This window comes from Limobrevibacterium gyesilva, from assembly GCF_025989185.1.
GTDB classification, from domain to species: domain Bacteria; phylum Pseudomonadota; class Alphaproteobacteria; order Acetobacterales; family Acetobacteraceae; genus Limobrevibacterium; species Limobrevibacterium gyesilva.
Genome location: NZ_JAPDNT010000036.1, coordinates 11,733 through 34,521, shown reverse-complemented (window position 1 = coordinate 34,521; position 22,789 = coordinate 11,733). Strand labels below are relative to the sequence as shown.

Here is a 22,789-nt window from a genome sequence, read left to right as displayed (position 1 = left end):
GCGAGAATCATGCCGATGATTGCCATCGACGACATCGACCCGCCAATCGAAAGCGTTCGCAAGCGCCCACCGACCCGGGAGGCCGAGGCGCAGCTCGAAGACAGCATCCGCCATCGCGGCGTGCTGCAGCCAATCCTGGTGCGCAAGGCCGGCAACCGTTACGTGACCGTCGCCGGCAGTCGCCGCCTGGCCGCGGCGCGGGCCGTCGGCCTCAGCCACATCCCGGCCGCGGTCAGCGAATACCTCGCGACATTCGACGCCGCCGACCAGGCCGTCGAGAACATGGTGCGGGCGCCCCTCGAGCCGATCGACCAGTGGCGCGCGATCGTGCGGCTGCAGGATCAGGGCTACACGCTGCAGCAGGCCGCGCAATGCCTTGGCCTGTCCGACCGACGCACCCGCCAGCTCGACAAGCTCGGCCGGCTGCATCCCGACGTGCTGGCGCAGCTCGAGCGGCATGGCATGCCGGACGACCCGCAAGAGACGATCTATGTCATCGCCATGGTGCCGCCGGAGGTGCAGGCCAAGGCACTGCGGGACGTCCTGAAAGCGGGTCATCAGGCCCTCGACGACGAGCCAGACTGGTGGCGTGTCACCACGCTATGCACCACTGGACGGATCTCGCGCGAGGACGCCATTTTCGACGCCGATAAGGCAGGGATCGTGTTCGAGGAGGATCTGTTCGCCCAGCCCGGCGATCACTACCAGTTCACGACGCGCGACGTTGCCGGCTTCATCGCCGCGCAGAAGGCGGCGCTGGAAGCGGAGGCGAAAAAGGCGAAGAAGCGCCTGCAGATCGGCAAATGGGACCCCCGCGGTAATTCGGTCGTGCTGCCGGCCGGCTGGGTCCGCACACATGGCGACCACGAGAAGCCGCGGAAGGACGAAGCGATCTTCGCAGTCGTTGCCGAGTCCGGATATTCTCCGGGCCGGGTCGCGCGCGTGCTCGCGCGGAAGGTGGCGGCGAAGGACGCCCATGCGGACGCGCCGGCGACGGCCGACGAGGCCGACGACGACACGGACTTTGCCGATCCCGAACCCACGGCACCCGAACCCGCGCCGCCGCGCGATCCGATCAGCCGCGCCGGGCATGCGGCGATCGCCAGCGCCAAGACCGAGGCGTTGCGCCAGCACATCATCGCCACCGTGCGCAGGGGGATGCTGCGCACGGATGAGCTGCTCACGCTGCTGGTGCTAGCACTCGGCGCCCGCACGGTGCGGGTCAGCGCCGAGGCCCACAAATACGACGCCACCGGCATGCGCGACCTGGCGTTGCGCCTGGTGCCGCGGGACAACGTCGACGGCATCCTGCCGGAGCCGGAGAACATCGCCGAGATCGCGGCCGAAGCGCTCGCACGTCTGCTGCTGATCACCACCGCGGACGACGAGCGCCACGACCACGTGCCGGAATGGATCGGCCAGGCGATCGGCGCCGACGCCGCCCTGCCCCGCTTCGACACCCCGGAATTTCTCGCCCAGGTATCGACCGCCGAGCTGAGGCGCGTTGCCATGGAAGCCGGCATCAAGGCGCCGGCGAAGGCCGGCGACCTGCGCGCCCGTCTGGCCGGCAATCTGCCCGACTGGCGCCCCTGCCGCTTCGGCGCGCCCGCCCCGAAGGCGGACGTCCGGATCGAGGAGGAGGAGGATGCTTGACCAGCTCGACCTGTTCTCCGCCCCGCCGGCGGCCGCAACCAGGCCGGCGCCGGCTGCACCGGCACCAGCGCCAGCGCGGTCCGATCCGCTTGCCCTGCTGCCGCCACGTCCGATCCACTGGCAGCGCCTACTCGAGCGCGCCGGCGACGTTCCGGTCGTGCTGCTCGTGTCGACGAATTGGACTGGCGTGATTGCGGAAACCGTGTCGTCGCCGGCCACCGGACGTGTCGGCCTGATCGCCGCTGATGGAAGGATCCAGACATATCCGCCAGACTCGGTTGCGGTGCGGTGCGTCTTCCTGACGCCCGCAACCGCACGCGCGATCGCCGAGCGCACCGAGCTGACCGTGCTCTGCGGCGGATCGATAAGCGTGCAGCTTGCTTTCGCAGCACCGGGTGCAGGAGACGCGAAGGCGATCATCGCCGAATGGCTCGATGGCATCGAGGTCGCGGCGGAGAGCATCAATGGCTGACCAGAAAACCCCCCGCTACATCGCCATACCGTCCAAAGCCTGGCTGTCCGCGCACTACACGCCCGAGAGCCTTCCGACTTGCACGGTGTGGGAAAGCGACCCCACCCCAAAGCCCACCGGGCTCCTTGATGCGTCGGGGACGCCGCTCTACCGCGTGGAAGAGCGCGGGCCGCTTGGGTTCCGGGGGAGGGGAAGTCGATGAGCGCTCAGCACGACGCATCGAACACCACGGCCGAGCCTCGCGGGCTTCGCTTCTGGCGTTGGGTCCGTGCCAGGGCAGAGGCAAAAATTCGAGAGCACCATATGCGCACGTTCAAGCACGACCGGCGCTGCGCGAACTGCGGGCAATGGGGCGCGATCGTCGGGATGGACTGGGCGAACATCCGCGAAATCGACCCGATGCATGAAGGGCTGACGTGCCTCGGCTGCGGGCACGAAACGAAGTGGTTCGTGCACAGTATGGTGCCCATTATCGCGGAGGATGTGAGGCATGTCGGCTGACCAGAAAACCACCAACGTGAACGCGCAGTTCGAGGCGGACATGCCGTTTTTGCGACTCCGCATATGCCAGACCGATGTCATCAAGGCAGCCAAGCGTTTTGATGCATGCATGACGGAATTCGCAGGTGACCTGGCAGCCTGCCACGAATACCAAGGCGCACTGTTCAGTGCCGTAGAACGGCTTCGCAGAGAAGAAGATGCAATCAATGCCCGCGTCAACTGAAACCAAAGCCGAGCCGGCCACCTATTTGAAGCCGAAGCACGGTTGGACCTGCTTCCATTGCGGCGAGACGTTCACCACGCCGGGTTCTGCCCGCGATCACTTCGGCGCCGATCCGCTGGCCGAGGCGGGTTGTCAGATCAAGGCTGGCGAGGAGCGCGGGCTGCTAATGGCACTCCGTCGCGCTGAGAAGGAACTGGAACGCTACCGGGCCGAGGACAGCGCCGCGGACCGGCAATTCCATGCCATGCGGGCCGCCCATGCACGGGCGCTGATCCGTGCCGAGGAGGCCGGTTATGAGAAGGGCTTGAAGGACGGGAGATCGCTCGATGTCGCGTGAACACACCACGAAGTGCAGCTGCGGGTGCATCTACAGCAAATCGATGCACCAGCCCTACCCGCGGAAATGCATAAACTGCGGCACGCCAGAAGCGCCACGCGAGCCGATCGGAGAGCCTCCGCACCAGGGCACGAGCGGCAAGCCGCCGGGGGCCGCTCCGGCGCCGGCCACGATGCCGATGCAGATTGCCAGCTACCGCCGCGAGCCCGGTCGCTTACCCCTGTGCATCGCGGAGAAGGCTTACGAAGTCTACTCGGCCTTGCACGGCGATCGGCAGTCGCTTTCCCGCCTTGGCGAACGGGGGGGATTTTCTGCCGGAGAGGTCATCGCGTTCCTCTACGCGCGACAGTTCCCGCGGCCGCAATGGTCCGACCGGGTGCATGAGGCGTTCCGAGGCATGGTGGCGTCGTGACCGTCGATCGGAAAACCACGATGCCCAAGGTCGATCTGCCGCCAGAAACGCAGGGGTTGCGGCTGTGCAAGGTGATCCACGGGCGCCTCGCGATGTGCGAGGGAGTTCGATTCCCCGGCGGCGCTCCAGCGGTCGATACCGTCCTGCGCCGCGCCGCGATCTCGGGCAGGGTCGGGCCCGTCGGCGAAACAGGAGACTATTGGGCCGATCTGCTGGATGCGAACGGCGATTGGTTCGACACGGTCGCTCTGGGCCGCGACGCTTGGAATAGCCTGAAAAATCACTGGATGCGGTGCAAGGTGGAGAGTGCGGATGGTCGATAATCAAACCGCCCATCGCAAGCGCACCTCCGCCGCATGACGTCCCTGCAGCTCGGCCTGCCCGGCCTGGACCAGCCACCCCTGACCGACGTCGTGCTCGCCGACATCATCCGGGCGGCCGAGCACGAGCGGGGGATCTACCGACCAGGCGGCAGCCGGCACGCGCTGCTCGGCCTGGTGCTGCACCTGGCGCACGAGCTGCAGCGGGCCAGGCTGAATGCCATGGACGCGGCGCCGACCGGCGAGGCATGCTTGCCGGCCGCGCATCGAGTCTGCGCGGATGATGGAGTCACCATGACCTAAACAGCAGAGAGGCCGCCCGAAGGCGGCCCCCATGTCCGGCAGAGCCGGGGATGATCGTGTCTGGTAAACCGATCCTCCCCTCTCTCAGCGATTTTTGCAAGCGGCGTCTTGCATGGGGGATTTGCGCCCTTTTTCCGGCCGGCCTCTCCGCATGGGGAGATCGACGATGCTTGAGTCCGACCACCTGTTCGCCGTGAAGTTGCGCATCCGCCAGGAATGGCAAGCGGGCAATCTTACGCGCACCGAGAAAGACGCCCTGCTCGCCCTGGTCTGCTACGACGGCCCGGCCGGCCTGTTTCCGTCCGACGCCACGGTCGCCGGCCTGGCGTCCTGTTCGGACCGCACCGTGCGGCGCGCGAGGGCCAAGGCCCGCACGCTCGGCCTGCTGACCTGGTCGCACACGTCCCAGCTCGTGCGCGGCCGCCGGCGCCAGGGTCCGAACCAGTATGAGGCCCGCGTGCCGGCCGAGCCGGTGCGGCCGGCACCAGGCGGACAGGCAGGCCGACGAATCAAGAAAGTAAGAAAGAAAGAGCCGAGGACGATCCTGGCGCTGCTGCCACTGGAGGCCGCGCGGGCGGCATTGGCCGCATCCGTCGAGCGCCGACAGCACGCAATCGTCGCTGCATGGCAGGCGCGGCGCCCACATGTCGGCATGTTGACGCGATGACAGGCTGACGATCCTTGTTTCCGACATGTCCGCGTGTCATCGTGCCGGCAATACAACACGAGGGATATCCAGCATGCTGACAGTTGCGGTCGTCAGCCAGAAAGGCGGGGCCGGAAAGTCAACGCTCGCCCTGCATCTGGCGGCTGAGGGTGCGGCGCGCGGCGTGCAGACGCTGCTCATCGATCTGGACCCGCAGGGCAACCTTGCGGGATGGGGCACGCGCCGCGGCGACCTGCCGCCGGACGTGACCGCCGAGCATCCTGCGAACCTGGACCAGACGCTCGCCGGCGCCCAGGAGGACGGTTACGGCCTGGTCGTGCTCGACACCGCGCCGCACGCCGACCGGGCCTCGCTGCGCGCTGCGAAGGCAGCCGACCTGATTCTGGTGCCGTGCCGACCGGCCACGTTCGACCTCGAGGCGATCCGCGCGACGCTGGACGTGTGCGAGCTGGTCAAGCGCCCGGGCATCGTGATCCTCAATGCGGCGCCGATCCGCTCGCGCGTGGTCGACGAGGCACGAGCAGCAGTGACAGGGCAGGGCGGCACGGTGATGCAGATCGTGATCCGCCAGCGCGTGGCTTTCCAGCACTGCCTGATCGACGGCCGGGTCGCGTCCGAGTTCGAGCCGGGCGGCGCGGCCGCCGCCGAAATCACTGCCCTCTATGACGACGTGATGACACGTCTACATGCCGACGCGACGACAAGGACGCCCGCCCTATGACCATTCGCCCTCGCCCCACGCTGACCATGCCGCCGGCCACCCGCGCGGCCGAGCCACCGGCCGCCGCTCCCGAGGCCGCCCCGGCGCGGCCGGCGAAGCCCCCCGCACGCGCCGGCAAGGTGCAGCTCGCCGGCTACATCGACCGCGACGCCAAGCGCCAGCTCGACATCTTCGCCGCGCGCGAGGGGCGCACGATGCAGGATATCGTCGAGGAGATGGTCGATTTGTTCGCGCATCAGCACCAGCTCACCCGGCTGGTGCGGGAGTAGGGTAGATGGCGCCCTGTCCAATGTCAGACGTCACTAACAGCCGCCCGTATGAGCATGATGTCGGAGCTTTTGGACAGCCTAGATCACCGCCTGAAACTGGCGGTTTCCTGCGGCTCTTGGCGTCATTCGGTCGTGCGGGTCGCCACCAAGCACGCCGCAGTGACGTTGAAAGCATCGGGAATTCGGGGGCCGGGCAAATCGCCCGACATGCGGGCGGACCCGCTGCTGTTGCTTCCGATACGGCTCGATCACGCCGGAAACTCAAAGGGTTAGGTCGTTCGTCACTGGTCGGTCGAGGCACCGTTCACAGCGTGGCGAAGGGGATTACAAAGGCAATAACGAACCGGCGTCCTCGCGGTTTTTCAGGGGCAGGAGACAGACCATGGCGAACCATCCGAACCGCAGCAGCCGCACCGCCGGCAGCGCTTTCATCCCCCAGCGCCTGATCGAGCTGTCCGATCTGCTCCGCCGGGCCGATCTCGGCAATTTCGACGCGGCGCATCCCCGCGAACACGAGGCCGCCTGGCGTCGGGCATTTCTTCCGCTGTTCGACGCCACCGCAGCGCAGGGAATCCCCGGCCACTGTCGCCCTCTCGGTGCGGAGGCGCTCGGTGTAGTGCTGGACGTGTGCCAGATCACGGCGGACGCAGTGCCCGAATGGGCATCGCTGAGCGGGACCCAATTGGAAATCACCCTGCCGGGCGAAAGCGACGGTGACGCGCTCGTTATTGTCCTGGCACGCGAGGATGGCGGCTGGAATGCGGCCGAGGCATGGACGCAGCCCAGTGAAGCGCGGCACCTGAGCGCGATCGTGCAGATAGCGGCGGGCGCACGCTACCGCGTCGCTCGCCGCACCGAGTGGAAGCGCGGGGAACCGCAGCACGAGCTGCTAGCCCTGCCGCTCGCCGCGCAGTTCTAAAAGCACACCTAAACCTCGGTTTACCCGCGCCAGATAGCAGCACTACACCAACACCCCGACATAGATGAGACAGACATGCCGACACACAGAGACCAGATTCTTGCCCTTCTGCGCCTAGCCCTGGAGCCCGGCGGCGCGACGCTGCACAGCGTCATGAAGATCGGCCCTGTCGCGGCGGTTGCACTCGGCCTCGATCCCTCGCCTGAGGCCTCGTGGATCACGAATCCCGGTGCGCCTGTGGCGGACGCGCACATCATCGCCGCGGCCGAACGGCTATTGGCAGCTACAGATCTCGCCGGGCGGGATGCCGATGCGGAAATCGACTGGAACCCACCGCAGATCCACGTCGACGTGGACGGCAATCCGACGTGAGGACCGCGGTCGTCGCCGTCGTGAAAGACGAGGAGCGATATATCGCCGAGTGGATCGCCTATCAGTTTGCGATCCGCTTTGACGCCGTAATCCTACTCGACAACAAGTCGACCGACGGGACCAAGGCTGCCGCTGAGCGCTTCAAGCAGCATTTCGACGTGCGCGTGTTCGACTGGACCCTGACGACGCCGGACTACCAGCGGAAGGGATATGAATTCGCCCTCGAGCTGTTCCGCAACGAATTTGCCTGGATGGCATGTCTCGACGCGGATGAATTTCTGGTGCTGGACCGGCCGCTCGGCGACATGCTCGCGCGACATAGTGACGCCGCCGCTATCGCGGTGCCGTGGGCAATGTTCGGATCGTCCGGACATGCTGAGCGGCCGGCCGGCCTGGTGATCGAGTCCTACACGCAGCGCGCACCCGCGACGTTCGGCCCGAACCGCCACATCAAGTCGATTGTGCGTCCGAAACAAGTTCGGACGTGCCGCGTATCGCACTGGTTCGAGGTTGACGGACCCTACGTGGACCTCGCCGGGCGGGCGATTGTGGATGTGAAGGCCCGTCTGGATGATGCTCCGGACTACGCGGCGGGCCAGCTCAACCACTATTTCACCCGGTCGAGGGCAGACTGGGATGCGAAGCTCGCGCGTGGATACCATGACCTGCAGCGCCAGCCGCAGGAGTTCGATTTCTACGACCGGAACGACGTGCGCGACGACAGTGCAGCTCGTTGGGCGCCGAAGGTGCGTGAGCTGCTCGCCACTGTTTTCTAAGACGCAAAACAGCAGCGCCGCCGGCGCCCAGCAGGGCACCGGCGGCGCTTGGACGTCTGGATGGTGAAGGAAGGTGCCGCCACTCGCGGCGGCCGCCTGGCGGGCCTATTTGGCCTGGCAGGCGCGCACCTGGTCGCGCAGGCCGGCGGCGTCGACCACCACGCGCGGCCAGACGGCCGAGGACGGGGCGGCGGCCAGCTCGTCGGCCAGGCGCTGCCGATCCGCGGGCGGGTAGTCCCTCAGCACCAGGCTGTCACAGGACCCCGCCACCGCGCAGCCGGTCAGCCAGGGCAGCAGGATCGCCAGGAGCGGCAGCGATCGCGTCCGCCACCCGGCGTGCGGCGGCTTGGTCACTGGCGAGATCCGCGGTGCGCACGGCCGCGGCGCCCGCCCGCCAGCCGCAGTACCACACCGCCGCCAGGCCACCGAGCACGGCACCGATGAGCGCGACATAGGACCAGGCGCCCATCACGCCGCCGCCGCGGCAGCCGGCGCCTCGGCAGCGGCCAGCCCGGCGGTGGCAGGCGACAGCATCGGCATCGGCGCGATCGTGACCGCAGGATCGACGCCCAGCAGGCGGCCCAGCTCGGCCTGGACCATGGCCTCGATCCGGTCCGGTGTGACGCCCAGCGCGCGCAATGTGTCGGGGAATGCGGCGGTCACGTAGCTGACCCCCTTCGCCACCGCGACGTTGTGGATCTGCGCATCGGCGATGGTAGCGCCGGCGGCGGCGATGAATCCGTACGCGATGCCGGCGCCGCGCTGCGCCGCCCCCGTGATGAGTGTCACCGCAGCCTCATGCTGGTCGATCTTGAACCGCTGCAGCAGAGCGCGCGCCAGGATCGCGGCCACAGCCAGCAGGACGGGCTGGACGAGCTGCAGCACGGCGTCGACCAGCGGGCCGAACGGACCCGTCGTCGGCGACGCGACGCCAGCCGGCGCGAGCTGCGCCAGCGCCGGCGACACCAGCGCCACAGCCGGGCCGAATATCACCACGCATGCCAGGATGGCAGGCGCGCACAGACGAGATGCAAAACGCATCAGACGACTCCGGTTATTTGATTGTTGGTGACTAGGCACGAAAGGCGGCGCGGGCGGCCGCCGCGAGGCGGCGGGACCATCCGAGCCCGAAGATCGGGAACGTGTCGGCACGCGCGTATCGGACCGCACGACGCGCCACCAGCTCGACCGCCAGGTCGTCGAGCTGGTTGCCTTTGCGGCGCACAGCCGCGACCGTCACCGGGCCAACCACGCCATCGGCCGGCACGCCGACGGCATCCTGCAGGTCGCGCGACGCGGCGCCGACGCCCTGGTTGACCGCGCCGTCGCCGACCACCAGCGCCACGGGCGGCGGCAGATCGTCGCCGGCGATCCGGCGCCAGTAGTCGACGCGATAGATCGCCGCGATCTGCCCGTCGGTCAGGCCAGCGATATCGAGGGTCGGATAGGCGGCCGCGGAAATGCCGCGCCTCGAGCCGCGCAGCAGGCCGGCGCCGACACGGCCTCCGGTCCAGTTTCCCCGATCTGACGGCGTGAGATCGAGGCGGCTTCCCTCGTGCGCGAAGACAAACGCCAGAAAAATATCAAATGCAGACACGGCGCACGCTCCATGAACCCTGTATATTCGCTCGGCGTTTGCATTCACGGTAAGTCATGAATAAATCACGATGCAGGAATCGACCCACGGTTATTGAGGAAAGTCTGCGCAATAACGGGATCATGTCTTGTTATGAACGGTGAGGTTCAATCTTTTATTGTGATTATTGCGGAGAGAGCGCTTCGCGCCGCACGATCAATGCGAGCGGAATATGTTGATCCCCAGCGCCACCGCGGCGACTGCGGCGCCAAATGCACTGAACAGCCAGTGCAGCACGGACCCAGATCCCGCCTTTTCGCCAGACCTGGCGGACGCATCCCGCGCGATCGCGATCTCCAGCCTTTGCACTGCCTGCAGCGTGTCGCGCGTCAATCCCTTCAACTCGTCCAGCGCCTCACGGTCGAGCGCGCGCTGCGTCTCGAGGCGCGTCAGGCGGATGTCGAGGCCGTCCAGCTTCGCCCGCAGATCGACCGCGTCCTGCATCGCGGCTACCACTCGAGCGCCACGCCGTAACCGTCGCCACCCCTGCCGCCGGGGCCGCCGCCCGTGGACCCGGCGCCGCCGCCACCGCCGCCGCCGCATGGCGATTGCCCAGCACCCCCGGCCCCACCGGCGCCGGCGGCATTGCCGCCGCCACCGCCGCCACCCACCCCTGGCAGGCCAAAGGGCCAGGTGGATGCTGCGAACGTGCCGCCAGGGGCACCCGTCGCGGCGCCGCCGCTCGTGCCGGTTGGGCCGTTCAGGCCGCCGCCCCCACCAGTCTGCGCAACGCCCACATTCCACCCGCCGCCGGCGCCGCCGCCAGTGCAGGAGAATATAAAGCCGCCTCCATTGCTTCCTGCCCCCGTCGCCGACGACCCGCCGCCAGATGCCCCAAGCCCGAAGCCAGAATTGACGTTGCTCTGACCGGCGGCCCCAATGCCGCCGGTCAGAGCAAAGTTGCCCGCGCTGCCGATCGATGCGCCGTTCGAGCTACCAGCTGAAACGTTCGCCGCAGAACTATTTCCGCCAGCAGACACCGCGCCATTTGCGCCGAACCCGCCGCCACCGCCGCCATACACCGTGAGCAGCGAGCCGATCGACGTCGCCCCGCCAGCGCCGCCATTGGCGCCAGGCGCGCCCGCAGCTCCTCCGACGCCGATCGTGACCGCCTGCGGACCAGAGACCTGCGACGGCAGCACCCACACGCACCGGGCCCCACCGGCGCCGCCGCCACCGCCACCGCTACCCGACTGGCTGCCGGATAGTGTCGGACCGCCAGCGCCACCGCCGGCGCCGCCAGCGGCGCAGAGCTGCGCGACGCGCGTCGTTGGCGCCATCGTCCATACGCCGGACGACCCAAATTCCGTGACTTTCGCCGCGTATGGAACAGGCCCGATATGCGCCGGCGCCGGCGCCAGGAAGCTGAGGACAAGCCCGGCGACGAGCGCGCCGCGCATCAGCAGCGGCCGAAGCGCCCGCATCAGTTGTACTCCACATATAACGGCGATGCGGCGGCCGACGCGACACAGTTGAGCGGACCGGACGGGAGCCAGCCGGTGCCGCCACCCCAGGACGCGGACTGGCCCGGCTGCAGCAGGAAACTACCCGCCGCATTCAACGCCGCCGGCCCGCTGAACGTGCAAGCGATGGCGGCGGCGGCCGAGACGTTCTGAACCTGCAGATGCGTTCTCGCGAGAGAACCCGCGAGACATTGTGCGGACGCGATGCCAACGCTGCAGCCGGCAATCGTGCCGGCTGTGTTTGGAGGTCTCACCGTCACATAGGCCGGGTCGGAGGGCACCGCTCCTGCGGCCCACACCCCGGTCGGAACCGGGAGTAGGCACAGCAGAGCGATCGCGGCCAGAGCTCGCCGCGCACGAGCACAGATTTTCATGGTCTGTCTTTTCCCCCGCCGTCAGGGCACAGAGATGGGCACGTAGATCCGCCACGTTTGCTGCTCGGTGCGCAGCGCGGTCGCATAGGTGACGGCCACCGCATAATCCTGGCCCTCCACCCCGTCGGTCAGGATCACGACGACGCCGGTCGAGGTGACCTTCGGCTCCGACACCCGCAGGCCACCGGACACCGCCGGAACGACCGTGACTGATGCCGTCTGCAACGGATCGGCGTCGACCTCTGCGACCCAGGCCGTAAGATCCAGCTCCACACGACGACGTGCAATGCGTGGCTTATCCGCGAATCGCTGGATCTGCGGCGTGATGATGCGGCCCAGCGGGCGCAAGAAAGCGGTTGTCATGTGGCCTCCGTGTTGTGTGGCGAGAGGCGGAGAGCGGCGACTCTCAGCTGCTGGTACTGTAGACAGGCGTCCAGTCGGTGTTGGTGACGTGGCCGTTGCCGGTGGTCAGCCGCAGCCATCCCATCAGGATCTTGCCACCCGCGGCGGTGACCGCCGAGTTGGCGACAAACTGACCAACGATCCAATATCCGGTCGTCGGCTGCGCGCTCGCTGTGTGGACGCGCGCTTGCAACATCTGCCCAAACGCCGCGCTGGTCGGGTCGCTTTCCTCGATGATGTAGTCCCAGCCTACACCTGCCGCGTATGTGGTCCCGACGCCCTGGTTCGAGGCGCTGTAGCCAATGGCCGCCGGGCGGCCATAGACGAGATTTCCGATCGCCGTGTATGTGCCAGATCCCGTGATCGGCGCGACCATGTGGCGGAAGTGGTTGCGCGCGATCAGGAGACCCGACGTACCGTTAAGCACGATCCCTGTAGGACCGCTTGACAGCCAGGTATTCGAGCCAGCAGGGGAGCGGGCCGCGCTGGTGAAATAAGGGTCGGCCTCGATGATGTTGCCCTCGACCAGTATGCGCTGCTGCGTGGCGATGTTCACCGGGAACGCTATGCCGGCATTACCGAACCCAACGATGGTGTTGTTGCGGATTTTTAAGCCGTCAAGCGCCAGGTCCTGAATATTCGGGTCGAACTGGATGCCGTTGCTGCCCGCATCGACAATGGATTCGCCCGTCGACATTCCGATCTGGATAATATTGTCCGAAATCTCCGAATTGCGCATCGCGCCGGCAATATAGATTCCCGCCATATTCAAGAAGCGATTGGTGACGGCCGTCTTAAACGAACCATATTGCCCGGCCTCGCGGGTGGTGCCGTATCCCCACTGGCTGAGAGAAGTAACGTCCGGGAGTGTCCGCGTCAGCTTGTTCCCGCGCACGGTGATCCAGTAGGCGCCAGGAGATGGCATGTTGGCGCCGATATTCTGCGGGTAGACGTTTTGCGTGTTGAACTGACGCGTGCGATGGAATTGACCGGGTCCGTTCGAGCCCCATAGCGGCGTGAAGGTTCCGGGTGCGGCCGGGCCCGTGTAGGCCCACACGACGTCACCATCTACGATCCCGGTTCCCGTTCCGGTCGGACCACCGGACGAGGCTGTGAAAGCCTTGATGACGACGGCCTGGTAGCTATTTGCGCCTTGGGTGATCTTATCGCCGAGATAGTAACGGTCGCCGGTTACATAGGCCTGGTTCCCGATCCCGGACACCCATATCCATGTAATGTTTCCATCGACCAGAGACGTGCCGCTTCCGCCGACAAAGAACGTCGCGGGAGATGCCTGCGCGCCGAGCGCGCTGACGCTTTTGACGATGTAGGCGTTGCCGCCGTTGCTGGCGGTCTGGCCGTAAAATGTCTGCTTACTAGCGACCCAAGGCGGGATCGGCGTGCCTGGAGCGGAAATGCCGGGATCGGTCCAGGCCGGGCCGAGATAGGTCCACGCCGTCGTGCCGTCCACGATCCCGTTATTCCGCAGAGTCGCGACCGGTCCATTGCCGCTAGACGCCGACGTGCCATTGGCGAACGCCAGATACAAATTCTGGCCGGCGCTATTGTTCGTCGAGACGATCGTGCCAGCGGTGTACGGAGTGCTCTGCGCCCATGCCGGGAATACCGCAGTGCCCGCCTGCTTCGCAGACCCGAAGATTTTAATGTAGGACGTGAGCGGAACGCCGCCCGGGGCCGTGTTGAGAACCGGAGCAAGCGAGTAGATATCTTCAACGATGTTGTCGGCGATATCGACCCCATAGACCGGGCTGTTGCCGCCACCCTGCCCGAATGCGACGGTGATCCCGGTATTCATGCGCTGCAGCTTATTGCCGCGGATCGACGCGCTGCGGGCACCGTTGATTTTGATTCCCCCGGTCCCGTCCGTGACGCGGTTGTTTGTAATGATGACGTTCGTGCGGACCGGAGCGGCGTCGCCATCGCCTTCGCTGGCCGAAATGGAGTCATCGCCGGACTGCTCGATCTGGTTGCCGTCGATCAAGACATTCGACGAGTTCCACACTGCGATGCTGTCGAGATTGGACCGCGCGACACGATTGTCCCGCACGCGGATATTGTTGCTCCCGTCCTTGCTGATCAGCAGTGACACGTTGTTGCTGTCCAGAAATTCGCAGCCGTAGACGTCGATGTTGGTAGACGCCTGGATATTAACCAGCGTCGCCTTTAGCGGCACCACCAGATTGTTGCCGGACGCCACGACGCCCTGCGGGCGCCGGCCTTGGAACGTGATCCCGGAGACGCGGATATTGGTGCGCTGCGGATTGGCGATCACCCCAATGGAGTTGAGAGTTCCGTTGGTGTCGTCGATATCGATGATCGTCTTGCCCGCACCCGCGCCGCGCAGATGGACATTGGATTTCAGGATGATGTTCTGGACCGACACGTCAACATGATACTTGCCGGCCGGCAGGTAGACCTCGCCGCCGAACGGCATGGCGTTGGCGGCGGTAATGGCCGCATTGATGGTCGTCGCAGCCAGCGTGGTGCCGTTGTTGATCGAAGGGCTGAGGTTCAGCACGTTGATGACATCGCCGGCCATCGCCGCAGTGGTCCGCGCGACGCCACCCGGAGCCGTGACAGTGCTTGTCGAGACATCCGCCCCCGGCTGGATCGGAATGTATCCCAGCGCCCCGGTGATCATGCCGCTCGTCAACGCCGACGGCAGCACATCGCCCAGCACGAGCGAGAGAGGCGCCTTGCGCGTGGTGCCGGGCGATCCCTGGATTACCCACAGGGAGTCTGCGCCAGCCACCGACGAAGCGGCCGGCAAGCCGTTCGCGGTGATCCCTCCAGTAACAGTCAACGACTGAAACGTGGGGGACTGCGCCCGCGCGCCCGCCGCGAACGATAGCGCAGCCACGAAGACGATCAGGCGATGCACGGCACGCCTCCATTGTTCCAGAGCTGCCCAGGCATCAGACCGTCCGGTGCCGTTGGCAGATTCGACAAAGTCACTGAGCCGACGAAGGCGGTGTCGCCGGCGGTGACCGGCAGCGTGCGGGCGAGGAGCGGCGCCACCAGCTGCGCGAGCAGCTGCAGCGGCACGCCGCGCGTGACGTATCCCCCGTCGCCGTCATACTGATCGACGGCGATCAGGTCGCTTTCCCCGACCGAGCCGGCGAGCGGCAGCTGCGAGGGGCTGTTCGAGACAGTGCCAGCCATGGTGCCTCTTCGAGTGATCTGGGATTAGGGTCAGGCCGCGGTCAGCGTGCCGTCCTGCAGGACCCAGGCGCCGCCGGCGCGCAATATAACGAGCTGATCCGAAGTAATCGCGACGACGCCCGGAAGAGCGAGATGGGTTGCCAGGGCGGCGGGCTGGACGATGCCGTAGGCGGTCACCAGGCCGGAGCCTTCGATCTGCGCCCAGCAGGGCGGCGGCGGGGGTGGCGGCGGGTCCGCCGGCGGGGTCGGCAGAGGCGGGAACGCCGGCATCAGCGCTTGGCCACCAGGGCCACGAGCCGACGCAAATTGATGCCAGCGCCGGACAGTAGAAACGGGTCCTTGACCTGCAGCTTATAAACATAGGTGGACCCGCCGGCCGGCGTGTCGACGATACTGTCCGTGATGCTGGCCGACCCGCCCTGCGAATTTATAACGGTTTCCTGGCCGCCTCCGGGCGACACGCGCACGACGCGTACAAGTAGGGTGCTCATCCTGGACCCTCTCCACCTTCGCCACCGCCGCCAGCCTCGAGAGTGCCCCCGTTCCAGACCTCGAGGCTGGCCTTCATGTCCAACATCACCTTGCCGGCAACGGGCACGAACACACTCAGCGTCAGCGCATCCTCCCAAGTGTCTATCGCCGTCGCCACCTGGCGGGTGGTGCTGGTGGCGACCGGCATATCGGACAGGGCGTCGATGACGATGTCCGCGGTGGCGGCTTGCTGGGCGGTCACGAAGCCCACGAATGTGGCGTCACCCCTGTTGCCGCTGGTGTCACGCGGAATCACGGCGACGCCCCGGCTGATATAGTCGCCGCTACCGAGTTTCACGACCGCGCCGCCGCCCTTGCTTTCCCCGACGTAGTAATAGGTGCCGGTATAGGGTGCCGGGATTTCGTAGATCTCGATCGCGTCCAGATCGGCATCGGGCGGCTTGATCCACGACACGCTGTAGCCACCCAGGATGCTCGTGACCGTCGCCCCTGTGGGGCTGGCCGGCGCGCCGGACTTGCCGGCGCCTGCGGTGCTGGCGATGCTGGACCAGGGCCCGCGCACCAGGCCGGCGATGCCCCGGCAGCGGACCTGATAGGTGGCGCCGACGATCACCGGCATGATTGTGTGTTGCGTGGCTGGCAACGGCACCAGCGCGGACAGCCAGACCACATCCGTGGATTTCTTCCACTGGATCTCGACTGCGGTGATGAATGGATGCGCCGGCGCGATGAAGCTGACGACGATATCCGGCACCACGGTGCCATCGTTGTTGATGCCGAATCCCGTCGCGAGCGTCGGGGTGGCGACGGCGGGCAGCACCAGCGGGGATACCAGGTCGGTGGACTGGCTGAGGATCGGCGGCTGTGCGTCCACAGCGTTCCATGTGTAGGCCGCCGCGTCCTCGCTATGCATCACCGCAGTGACTTCGCATTTCACCGGATCGTATTTCCACGAGGCGACGCGGAACACCATGTTGGTCCAGCCGACATCCGGCAGCGTGACGCTCACCGTGTCCCATGCGGCAATGCGCAGGGCGCCGTATTTGAGCGGCGCCGTCATCTGGATCTGGCCGGCCCGCGATGTCAGCAACTTCAGCCGCGCCAGGCGCTGGGCGTGATAGGCGTCGATCGCGAAGGGCAGCTCGATGCTCGCCGGAACCACCTCGCCATCCTCCGCCACAAGGTCCGCCACCTGGACCTGCGGGAATGCCACCGCGGACCAGAGCTGCGCCGGATCGATATAGGTGCCGTGGACCGTGTTGAACTGGCTCCGGATCGGGTTTTTGGTCAGGATAGCTACCTTACCCGCGAAATCCGACGGCCCCAGCGCGACGGTCGGCGCGTCGTACGCGCCGACATGCAGGCGATACCTGCCCATGACATAGGTCAGCGCGCCGGCGCAGGACGAGAGCAGCTGCTCCATGATCTGCAGCGGCGCCTGGTCCAGCGTGAAGGACCCGTCGATGGTGTAGCGCGGCTGGTAGACCGTGCCGGCGACGTCGATGGCAACGCTCTCGTCGCAAAGGTTCGCTGCCGCGATCCAGTAGTCGAGGTCGATCTCGTCCAGCGTGGCGCCAAGGCCATCCGACGACATCAGGTAGTCGAGGATGCAGAGCGCGGCATTGTTGCGGAAGGCCGTGCTGCCGTCGCGCGGATCATATACCTTCTTGCCGCGCACCTGCGCACGCAGCGACTGGAAGCCGCCCGGGAAACAGTCCTGCGAATAGGTCACGCGGGCATAGATGTAGGGCAGGCCTAGCAGTTTGTAATTTGCATTCCAGCGCGCCGGCAACTCAGCGGACAGGTCTGGATCGGCGGCGACCTGGGTGCCGTCGTAGCAACTGAACCGCGCGTAGCCATCACGGTCCGACCCGGACGGAAATCCTGATGTCGAGACGTTAGCGACGTTGACAGGCCCAGATCCGGAGTTCGCCTGGACCAGCGCAAAAACCTGCGCGTAGCGGCCGGCACTGCCGACGCCGCCGATCGCGGCGTTGACGTCGATCACGTAGTTGTTGAGGTGCACCGTGTCGATGGCGGCGATGGCATGGCCGGCGAGGGGAACGACCAGGTGGATGTACTCGTTGTTGGCGCCGGAGCTGTCCATGAACACCACCGGCCCGCTCACCAGCGACGTGCCGTAGATGATGCGCTTCGGCGCCACGCCGCTTCGCAACGTTTGTTTGCGGTCGCGGGCGACGTCCGGCACGGATGCCTTTGGCGTGCTGACCGGAAACAACATCGACAGGCCCAGCGCCACGATTGACCCGGTGACAGCGCCGATGGCCACCGCCGCGAACGACGTCATGGATGCGGCAATGCCGATCTCGACGGCCAATGCGGCGCCGCCCCAGGAGGCGATCGCGGCAGCCACGGCGACGATGAGCTGGGGCATCAGACCGCCCAGGCGCGGCGAATCATCGCGCGCTTGACGAAATGAAGGCCATCCGCGCCAGGGACCGCGACATGGACGTCCGTCACGACACCGAGCAGCATCTGGTTGCCGACCTCGACCAGCACGACGTCGCCGCGCTGCGCGTAGCCTGGCGGGCAGTCCGGCAGGCCGGCGGCGGCGAAAGTGGCGCACGCAAGCTGCTCCAGGCCGCCATGCGGCGCGAGCATCGCCTCGTATTCGTCCTCGGACGCATAGGACCCACGCAGGCTCGCAAGCGGGTCGATGCCGGCCAGCATCTGCACGGCGTCGCAGGCCAGCGTGCCGCAGTCCTGCTGCCCCCAGGCGAACGGGATTTCGCGCCGCGAATCAATGAAGCGGTGGAGGCGCTCGGGCCAGTCCGCGGGGCGAACATATCGCGACGGGACGCGCATCAGCCGTGCCGCCGCGCGAAGTCGCGGAACCATTCGGAGGCAGGCCAGTTGATCTCGACGTTCTCCATCGCGGTGGCGTAGGACAGGCCGAGGTCCCCGGGATGCACGCGCTGCTGCTCCTCGTCGGAGAACAGACGGGTGCGCTGGCGTTCCCAGTCCGCGAGCCTGTTGGTAACGGCGACCGTGCAGGTGGCGAAGGTCTTGTCCAGCTCGACCGCCATCGTGTCCATGCGCCCGCGAAAGATGCAGATCGGATCTGCGATCGGCTTCATCGTGTCCGGGTCCAGCGGCACCTCCCATATCGTGGCCGGACGGCCCTGGTAGTCGGCCGACAGCGCGATGGCGATGGCGTCGCGCGGGATGCCGGCGAGCTGGATCGTCATGGAGTAGGCCTGCAGATCGGCGCCCTCCTCCGCCGTGCTGATGCGGCCGAGCGCGCCCACGCCGGTGAATGTGTGGCCGAGCACCTCAATGTCGAACGGGGTGCCGGCCATGCGCACGACACCGAGATCGTAATCGAGCTCGACGGCCACGGCGCGGGTCACGACCTCGCCGGAGACGGCGGCGAGGACGCCGGAGGTCAGGTTGCGGGTCATACCAGTGCCTCGATGATTTCCAGGCTGACCGAGGCGCGGGCGCCGCCGCTCGCGGCCATCTGGCCGAAATCGCCCTGGTCGTCGGACGCCAACATCCACACCGCTTTCGGCGCGGCGCATTCGATTGCGACGCCGCTGGCCGGCGGCGTGCGCAGCGGCGGCGCGATTGATAGTGTGGCCGCTCCGCTGCCATTCGACGACACGTCCGCCAGAACCTGGTGCAGGCGGTCACGCCCCGCCGGATCGACGAAGCTGCAGAAGTCGCCCGCCTTGAACAGCGCCGTGCTGGCGGTCCAGCCGGCGGTGACCAGGGTGGCGCCGCTCTGCCCACCGCCCGAAACCACCGGCGCGCCGAGGCTGAGGACAGGCGTGGGGCTGCGCCGCCACGTCATTGGGTGGGTGTAGCGGAACCGGCCGGCACGGCCGCCCAGGCGCGTCACGAACGCCTGCAGGACGCGCCAGACGTCCGGCGGCATGGGCGGCCACGTCAGCACCGCATGCCATTTCGCGCCGGGCATGGCGATGGTCTGCACCGAGCCGTCGAACGGCGACTCACTCGACTGCGTCGCGGCCATCAGGCGCAGCGTGGCCGAGCTGGGCAGGCGCTGCAGGCCGTTCGGCATCGGTAGGCTGGGGAAGGTGACGATGGTCATCCGCGGCGCCGCCCCACCTGGCGCGCTACGGTGCCGCCGCGCTCGATCTCCGCCAGCAGCTCGGCGCGCGAGCGGGCAGATGCCATGGAGACCATCTGGGCGATCTGCTCAGGACTGGAGCTGCTATTGGCCACGTGCACGTTGGTGTCGCCCTGAACGATGGTGAGGCCGCCGCCACCCTGCATCGCCACCGGGATGCGCCTGCCGTCCGGCAGCGGCACATAGGCCTCCGGGCGGTCGCCCTCGCCGAACATGGCGAGCTGCGGCCGGTCCGCGACACCGCCGCCGGCATAGCGATGCAGCGGCAGTGCGCCGCGCGAGGTCATGATCCCGCCATCGGCGAACGCGGCGACCCGGCCGAGCGTGCCGACGTGGATGGCGCCCGCGGCCGGCGCCGCATTGCCCCCAGCGGCCAGCACATTCGTCAGCTGCTCCCTGACCGTTTCGCGCACGAGATCGACGATCTGCGGCGCGCTGCCGTCGCGGTCAGCAAGATGCACGTGGGTGTCGCCCTGGACGATCGTGGTGGCACCGGCACCCTGCATCGCCACCGGGATGCGTCTGCCGTCCGGCAGCGGCACGTAAGCCTCCGGGCGGTCGCCCTCGCCGAACATCGCCAGTTGCGGCCGGTCCGCGACACCGCCGCCGGCATAGCGGCGTAGTGGCAGCGGACCATGCTCGGTCATGATCCCGCCATCCGCGAACGCGGCAACCCGGCCGAGCGTGCCGACGTGGATGGCGCCCGCGGCCGGCGCCGCATTGCCCCCAGCGGCCAGCACATTCGTCAGCTGCTCCATGACCGTCTCGCGCACGAGATGGACGATCTGCGGCGCCTTGGCGCTGCCCTCAGCCACGTGCACGTGGGTGTCGCCCTGGACGATCGTGGTGGCACCACCCCCCTGCATCGCCACCGGGATACGCCTGCCGTCCGGCAGCGGCACATAGGCCTCCGGGCGGTCGCCCTCGCCGTACAGCGCCAGCTGCGGCCGGTCCGCGACGCCGCCGCCGGCATAGCGATGCAAAGGCAGTGCGCCGCGCGAGGTCATGATCCCGCCGTTTGCGAACGGGACGATGCTGCCGAGCGTGCCGATGCCCGGGCCGCCGATACTTCCAACGTAGGGCGTGGACACGCCGGCGCCGAGGCTGAACGATCCGGACGCGGGGCCCACGCCGGGGCCGAAGAAAGCATTGAACGCACTGCCGAGCAGGCCCTTGATGCCGCCCGCGCCAGCCAGCGCGCTGGTCAGCGGGCCCGTGACCGCCTCGCGCATGATCAGCCGCGCCAGGTCACGCTCGAGGCCCTGCAGCACGTCGCTGAATTTCTTGCCGCTGGCGATCGCGTCCTCGAAACCCGAGGTGGCACGGGCGAAAAACTGATCGAAGGACTGCGTGGAGGATTTCGCCTTGTCGTCGATCTTCTCCAGCGTGCCGTAGAAGTTCTTGTAGGCCGTGTCGGTAAGGGCCGAGACGCGCTCAGGCGAAAGGCCCAGCGGGCCGCCTTCGCGGTCGATGGTGCGGGCGTAGAGATCCTGCGCGGCATTGAGCTTTTCGATTTCCTCGCGCAGCTTGGCCGCCGCCGCGGCGGCCGGGTCCAGCGCGGTCTCGATCTGGCGGGCGGCGGCTTCCTGGTGCTCGGTGATCCGGTCCAGGATCGACTGCACATCCTTGTTGCCGAGGCCGAAATCGGGGTCATGGCCGGAGCCAGCGAGTTTGGCGATGGCATCGCTGTAGGATTTGTCAGCAAGATCCTTAAGGCGGGTGAATTCCGCCGGGTCGATGGCGCCGGCGCCCTTCGACTCCGTGAGCGTCTTGATCCGCTCTTCATGTTCCTTCTGCAGCTTGTAGCGCTGGTCGAGCGCGTCCCGCAGCTTCTCGGTTTCTTCTGTGAGGCGGGATTTGGTCGCGGTCGCGCGGCGTGTCTGCGCCTGCTCCTGTTCCGCCGAAACCTTATCGATCTGCCCCTGCACTTCAGTGATCAGCGTGGCGGAAATGGCGGCCCGCTGCGCGACCAGCGCGTCGACCTCGCGCTTTACCGTCTGGACCGCCGGATCCTTCTCGCTGTCCTGAAACACCGAGGTGAACCGCAGATCGTTCAGATTTCGCTTGGTGAATGCGATCCTGGCGTCCAGCGTGGCGAGGTCGCTCAGCGCCTTAGTCTGCTGCTCGGTCGCGGTCCTGAAGCCAAGAAACTGCCGCCACGCGTCCATGGCGCGCGCGACCTGGTCGAAATTGGCGGCGATCTTGCCGGAAATGTCCCAAGCGCGATCCAACTGGGCAAGGAACTGCTCGCCAGCCGCCGCGGCCGCTTTCTGCGAGCGGGCGATGTTCGACGGCATCTTCTCAAACTGCTTGTCGACGTCTTGCACGACGCGAAGCAGCGCGGGGAAGACGGTGTCGGCGGTGAGCCGGCCTTCCTCGCCCATCTTGCGCAAGTTGCCGATGGACGTGCCAAGCTGGGCCGCCAGCGCGGCGCCGAGCTGCGGCATGTCTTCCAGGGTCGCCCGCAGATCCTGGCCCTGCAGGCGGCCGGCGGCGAGGCCTTGCGCCAGCTGCCGCGTGCCGTTGACCAGCTCGGTGGTGGACAGGCCCGAGATGATGCCGAATTTCTGGATGCCGGCGACCAGCTGCACCACCTGGTCGCTGGTGGCGCCGACATCCTTGGCCGCGACGGCGAACCGCGTGAACGACTCGGCGCTGTCCTGCACGCTGATGCCGGTCTGGCGCGACACCAGCAGCAACTTCTCATAGACGGCGGTCGCCAGCGTCGCGGTGCCGGTGGCAGCTTCCAGACGGGCCGAGATCAGCTTGTACGCGTCGCCGGCTTCCGGGATCGCGACCACCGCCTGCTTCAGCGTTTCGGTCAGTTTCTCCAGAGCCAGCGTGCCTGCCTTGATGCCGACACCAAACACGCCGCCTGTAAGGAACGCGCTGGCGAGGCTGCCTACAGGCCCCTGAGCGTTCTGCGTCGCCGCGGCGAGGCGCTGCATCACACCTGGCGCGTCCGCACCTTTCTCCTTCACGTCGCGCAACGCGTTGGCAGCGCCGGTGACCTTGGCCTGTGCGGCGTCCATCGCCGAGGCGAGCTGCGGCGACGAGCGCGTCAGCGTCTGGATCACCCGCTCGGCGTCGCCGCCCTGGCCGGCGATCGCGCGCAGATCGGCACTGAACTGCCCGAAGCCATCGGCCGAGAGGCGGAAGCTGAAAGTTTTCTGAGCCATC

Annotated in this window: 29 protein-coding genes; 14 read left to right on the top strand and 15 right to left on the bottom strand. The window is 67.1% G+C overall.

Annotated elements, in window-relative coordinates; all coding sequences use genetic code 11:
- The first annotated feature begins 9 nt into the window (after nucleotides 1-9).
- From OL599_RS22795 to OL599_RS22730, 14 genes are all read left to right on the top strand, one after another.
- A complete protein-coding gene (locus OL599_RS22795) occupies nucleotides 10-1,653 on the top strand; it encodes a ParB/RepB/Spo0J family partition protein (RefSeq protein ID WP_264716342.1) in 1,644 nt (547 codons plus the stop codon).
- A gap of 157 nt (nucleotides 1,654-1,810) precedes the next feature.
- Nucleotides 1,811-2,125 carry a hypothetical protein gene (locus OL599_RS22790; protein WP_264716341.1) on the top strand — a complete coding sequence of 105 codons (315 nt, stop codon included), beginning with the start codon at nucleotides 1,811-1,813 and terminating at the stop codon, nucleotides 2,123-2,125.
- Nucleotides 2,126-2,323: 198 nt separating this feature from the next.
- Nucleotides 2,324-2,626, top strand: a complete 303-nt coding sequence (locus tag OL599_RS22785) for a hypothetical protein (RefSeq protein WP_264716340.1) — start codon at nucleotides 2,324-2,326, stop codon at nucleotides 2,624-2,626.
- Nucleotides 2,616-2,849: a hypothetical protein gene (locus tag OL599_RS22780; RefSeq protein WP_264716339.1), complete on the top strand. Its 234-nt coding sequence runs from the start codon at nucleotides 2,616-2,618 to the stop codon at nucleotides 2,847-2,849. Before OL599_RS22785 ends, OL599_RS22780 begins: the two co-directional genes overlap by 11 nt.
- On the top strand, nucleotides 2,824-3,186 hold the full coding sequence (locus OL599_RS22775; RefSeq protein ID WP_264716338.1) for a hypothetical protein: 363 nt from the start codon (nucleotides 2,824-2,826) through the stop codon (nucleotides 3,184-3,186). The genes OL599_RS22780 and OL599_RS22775 overlap by 26 nt, the downstream gene beginning before the upstream one ends.
- A 178-nt stretch (nucleotides 3,187-3,364) precedes the next feature.
- The gene (locus OL599_RS22770; RefSeq protein WP_264716337.1) at nucleotides 3,365-3,598 is read left to right on the top strand and encodes a hypothetical protein; all 234 of its coding nucleotides are present in this window, start codon (nucleotides 3,365-3,367) and stop codon (nucleotides 3,596-3,598) included.
- Entirely contained in the window at nucleotides 3,595-3,921 is a 327-nt protein-coding gene (locus tag OL599_RS22765; RefSeq protein WP_264716336.1) for a hypothetical protein, read from the top strand. Before OL599_RS22770 ends, OL599_RS22765 begins: the two co-directional genes overlap by 4 nt.
- 33 nt (nucleotides 3,922-3,954) lie before the next feature.
- Nucleotides 3,955-4,221: a hypothetical protein gene (locus OL599_RS22760; protein WP_264716335.1), complete on the top strand. Its 267-nt coding sequence runs from the start codon at nucleotides 3,955-3,957 to the stop codon at nucleotides 4,219-4,221.
- Nucleotides 4,222-4,414: 193 nt separating this feature from the next.
- Complete coding sequence (locus OL599_RS22755) at nucleotides 4,415-4,888, top strand: helix-turn-helix domain-containing protein (RefSeq protein WP_264716334.1); 474 nt, start codon at nucleotides 4,415-4,417, stop codon at nucleotides 4,886-4,888.
- A 73-nt stretch (nucleotides 4,889-4,961) separates the two neighbouring features.
- Nucleotides 4,962-5,609, top strand: coding sequence for a ParA family protein (locus OL599_RS22750; RefSeq protein WP_264716333.1), 648 nt, complete (start codon nucleotides 4,962-4,964; stop codon nucleotides 5,607-5,609).
- Nucleotides 5,606-5,878 carry a ribbon-helix-helix domain-containing protein gene (locus tag OL599_RS22745; RefSeq protein WP_264716332.1) on the top strand — a complete coding sequence of 91 codons (273 nt, stop codon included), beginning with the start codon at nucleotides 5,606-5,608 and terminating at the stop codon, nucleotides 5,876-5,878. Before OL599_RS22750 ends, OL599_RS22745 begins: the two co-directional genes overlap by 4 nt.
- Nucleotides 5,879-6,260: 382 nt before the next feature.
- Nucleotides 6,261-6,797: a hypothetical protein gene (locus tag OL599_RS22740; protein WP_264716331.1), complete on the top strand. Its 537-nt coding sequence runs from the start codon at nucleotides 6,261-6,263 to the stop codon at nucleotides 6,795-6,797.
- 75 nt (nucleotides 6,798-6,872) lie between these two features.
- The gene (locus OL599_RS22735) at nucleotides 6,873-7,169 is read left to right on the top strand and encodes a hypothetical protein (RefSeq protein ID WP_264716330.1); all 297 of its coding nucleotides are present in this window, start codon (nucleotides 6,873-6,875) and stop codon (nucleotides 7,167-7,169) included.
- On the top strand, nucleotides 7,166-7,945 hold the full coding sequence (locus OL599_RS22730; RefSeq protein WP_264716328.1) for a glycosyltransferase family 2 protein: 780 nt from the start codon (nucleotides 7,166-7,168) through the stop codon (nucleotides 7,943-7,945). The genes OL599_RS22735 and OL599_RS22730 overlap by 4 nt, the downstream gene beginning before the upstream one ends.
- A 105-nt stretch (nucleotides 7,946-8,050) precedes the next feature.
- Here OL599_RS22730 and OL599_RS22725 read toward each other — a convergent pair whose 3' ends face one another.
- The 15 genes from OL599_RS22725 to OL599_RS22655 all read right to left on the bottom strand — a co-directional run bounded on the left by OL599_RS22725 (nucleotide 8,051) and on the right by OL599_RS22655 (nucleotide 22,788).
- Entirely contained in the window at nucleotides 8,051-8,299 is a 249-nt protein-coding gene (locus OL599_RS22725) for a hypothetical protein (protein ID WP_264716327.1), read from the bottom strand.
- A 114-nt stretch (nucleotides 8,300-8,413) separates the two neighbouring features.
- On the bottom strand, nucleotides 8,414-8,986 hold the full coding sequence (locus tag OL599_RS22720; protein WP_264716325.1) for a hypothetical protein: 573 nt from the start codon (nucleotides 8,984-8,986) through the stop codon (nucleotides 8,414-8,416).
- A 31-nt stretch (nucleotides 8,987-9,017) separates the two neighbouring features.
- Nucleotides 9,018-9,542, bottom strand: a complete 525-nt coding sequence (locus tag OL599_RS22715) for a glycosyl hydrolase 108 family protein (RefSeq protein WP_264716324.1) — start codon at nucleotides 9,540-9,542, stop codon at nucleotides 9,018-9,020.
- Nucleotides 9,543-9,737: 195 nt separating this feature from the next.
- A complete protein-coding gene (locus tag OL599_RS22710; protein WP_264716323.1) occupies nucleotides 9,738-10,025 on the bottom strand; it encodes a hypothetical protein in 288 nt (95 codons plus the stop codon).
- Nucleotides 10,026-10,030: 5 nt separating this feature from the next.
- Entirely contained in the window at nucleotides 10,031-11,005 is a 975-nt protein-coding gene (locus OL599_RS22705; protein ID WP_264716322.1) for a hypothetical protein, read from the bottom strand.
- A gap of 434 nt (nucleotides 11,006-11,439) precedes the next feature.
- Nucleotides 11,440-11,781: a phage fiber-tail adaptor protein gene (locus tag OL599_RS22700; RefSeq protein ID WP_264716321.1), complete on the bottom strand. Its 342-nt coding sequence runs from the start codon at nucleotides 11,779-11,781 to the stop codon at nucleotides 11,440-11,442.
- Nucleotides 11,782-11,824: 43 nt separating this feature from the next.
- The gene (locus OL599_RS22695) at nucleotides 11,825-14,722 is read right to left on the bottom strand and encodes a right-handed parallel beta-helix repeat-containing protein (protein ID WP_264716320.1); all 2,898 of its coding nucleotides are present in this window, start codon (nucleotides 14,720-14,722) and stop codon (nucleotides 11,825-11,827) included.
- Entirely contained in the window at nucleotides 14,710-15,003 is a 294-nt protein-coding gene (locus tag OL599_RS22690; RefSeq protein WP_264716319.1) for a hypothetical protein, read from the bottom strand. Before OL599_RS22690 ends, OL599_RS22695 begins: the two co-directional genes overlap by 13 nt.
- Nucleotides 15,004-15,033: 30 nt before the next feature.
- Nucleotides 15,034-15,273 carry a hypothetical protein gene (locus OL599_RS22685; protein WP_264716318.1) on the bottom strand — a complete coding sequence of 80 codons (240 nt, stop codon included), beginning with the start codon at nucleotides 15,271-15,273 and terminating at the stop codon, nucleotides 15,034-15,036.
- Nucleotides 15,273-15,494, bottom strand: coding sequence for a hypothetical protein (locus OL599_RS22680; RefSeq protein ID WP_264716317.1), 222 nt, complete (start codon nucleotides 15,492-15,494; stop codon nucleotides 15,273-15,275). Before OL599_RS22680 ends, OL599_RS22685 begins: the two co-directional genes overlap by 1 nt.
- Entirely contained in the window at nucleotides 15,491-17,890 is a 2,400-nt protein-coding gene (locus tag OL599_RS22675; protein WP_264716316.1) for a phage tail protein, read from the bottom strand. The genes OL599_RS22680 and OL599_RS22675 overlap by 4 nt, the downstream gene beginning before the upstream one ends.
- Nucleotides 17,890-18,321 carry a DUF6950 family protein gene (locus OL599_RS22670; RefSeq protein ID WP_264716315.1) on the bottom strand — a complete coding sequence of 144 codons (432 nt, stop codon included), beginning with the start codon at nucleotides 18,319-18,321 and terminating at the stop codon, nucleotides 17,890-17,892. Before OL599_RS22670 ends, OL599_RS22675 begins: the two co-directional genes overlap by 1 nt.
- Nucleotides 18,321-18,917, bottom strand: coding sequence for a hypothetical protein (locus OL599_RS22665; RefSeq protein WP_264716314.1), 597 nt, complete (start codon nucleotides 18,915-18,917; stop codon nucleotides 18,321-18,323). Before OL599_RS22665 ends, OL599_RS22670 begins: the two co-directional genes overlap by 1 nt.
- The gene (locus OL599_RS22660) at nucleotides 18,914-19,570 is read right to left on the bottom strand and encodes a hypothetical protein (RefSeq protein ID WP_264716313.1); all 657 of its coding nucleotides are present in this window, start codon (nucleotides 19,568-19,570) and stop codon (nucleotides 18,914-18,916) included. The genes OL599_RS22665 and OL599_RS22660 overlap by 4 nt, the downstream gene beginning before the upstream one ends.
- A complete protein-coding gene (locus OL599_RS22655; RefSeq protein WP_264716312.1) occupies nucleotides 19,567-22,788 on the bottom strand; it encodes a tape measure protein in 3,222 nt (1,073 codons plus the stop codon). The genes OL599_RS22660 and OL599_RS22655 overlap by 4 nt, the downstream gene beginning before the upstream one ends.
- Nucleotide 22,789: the final 1 nt, after the last annotated feature.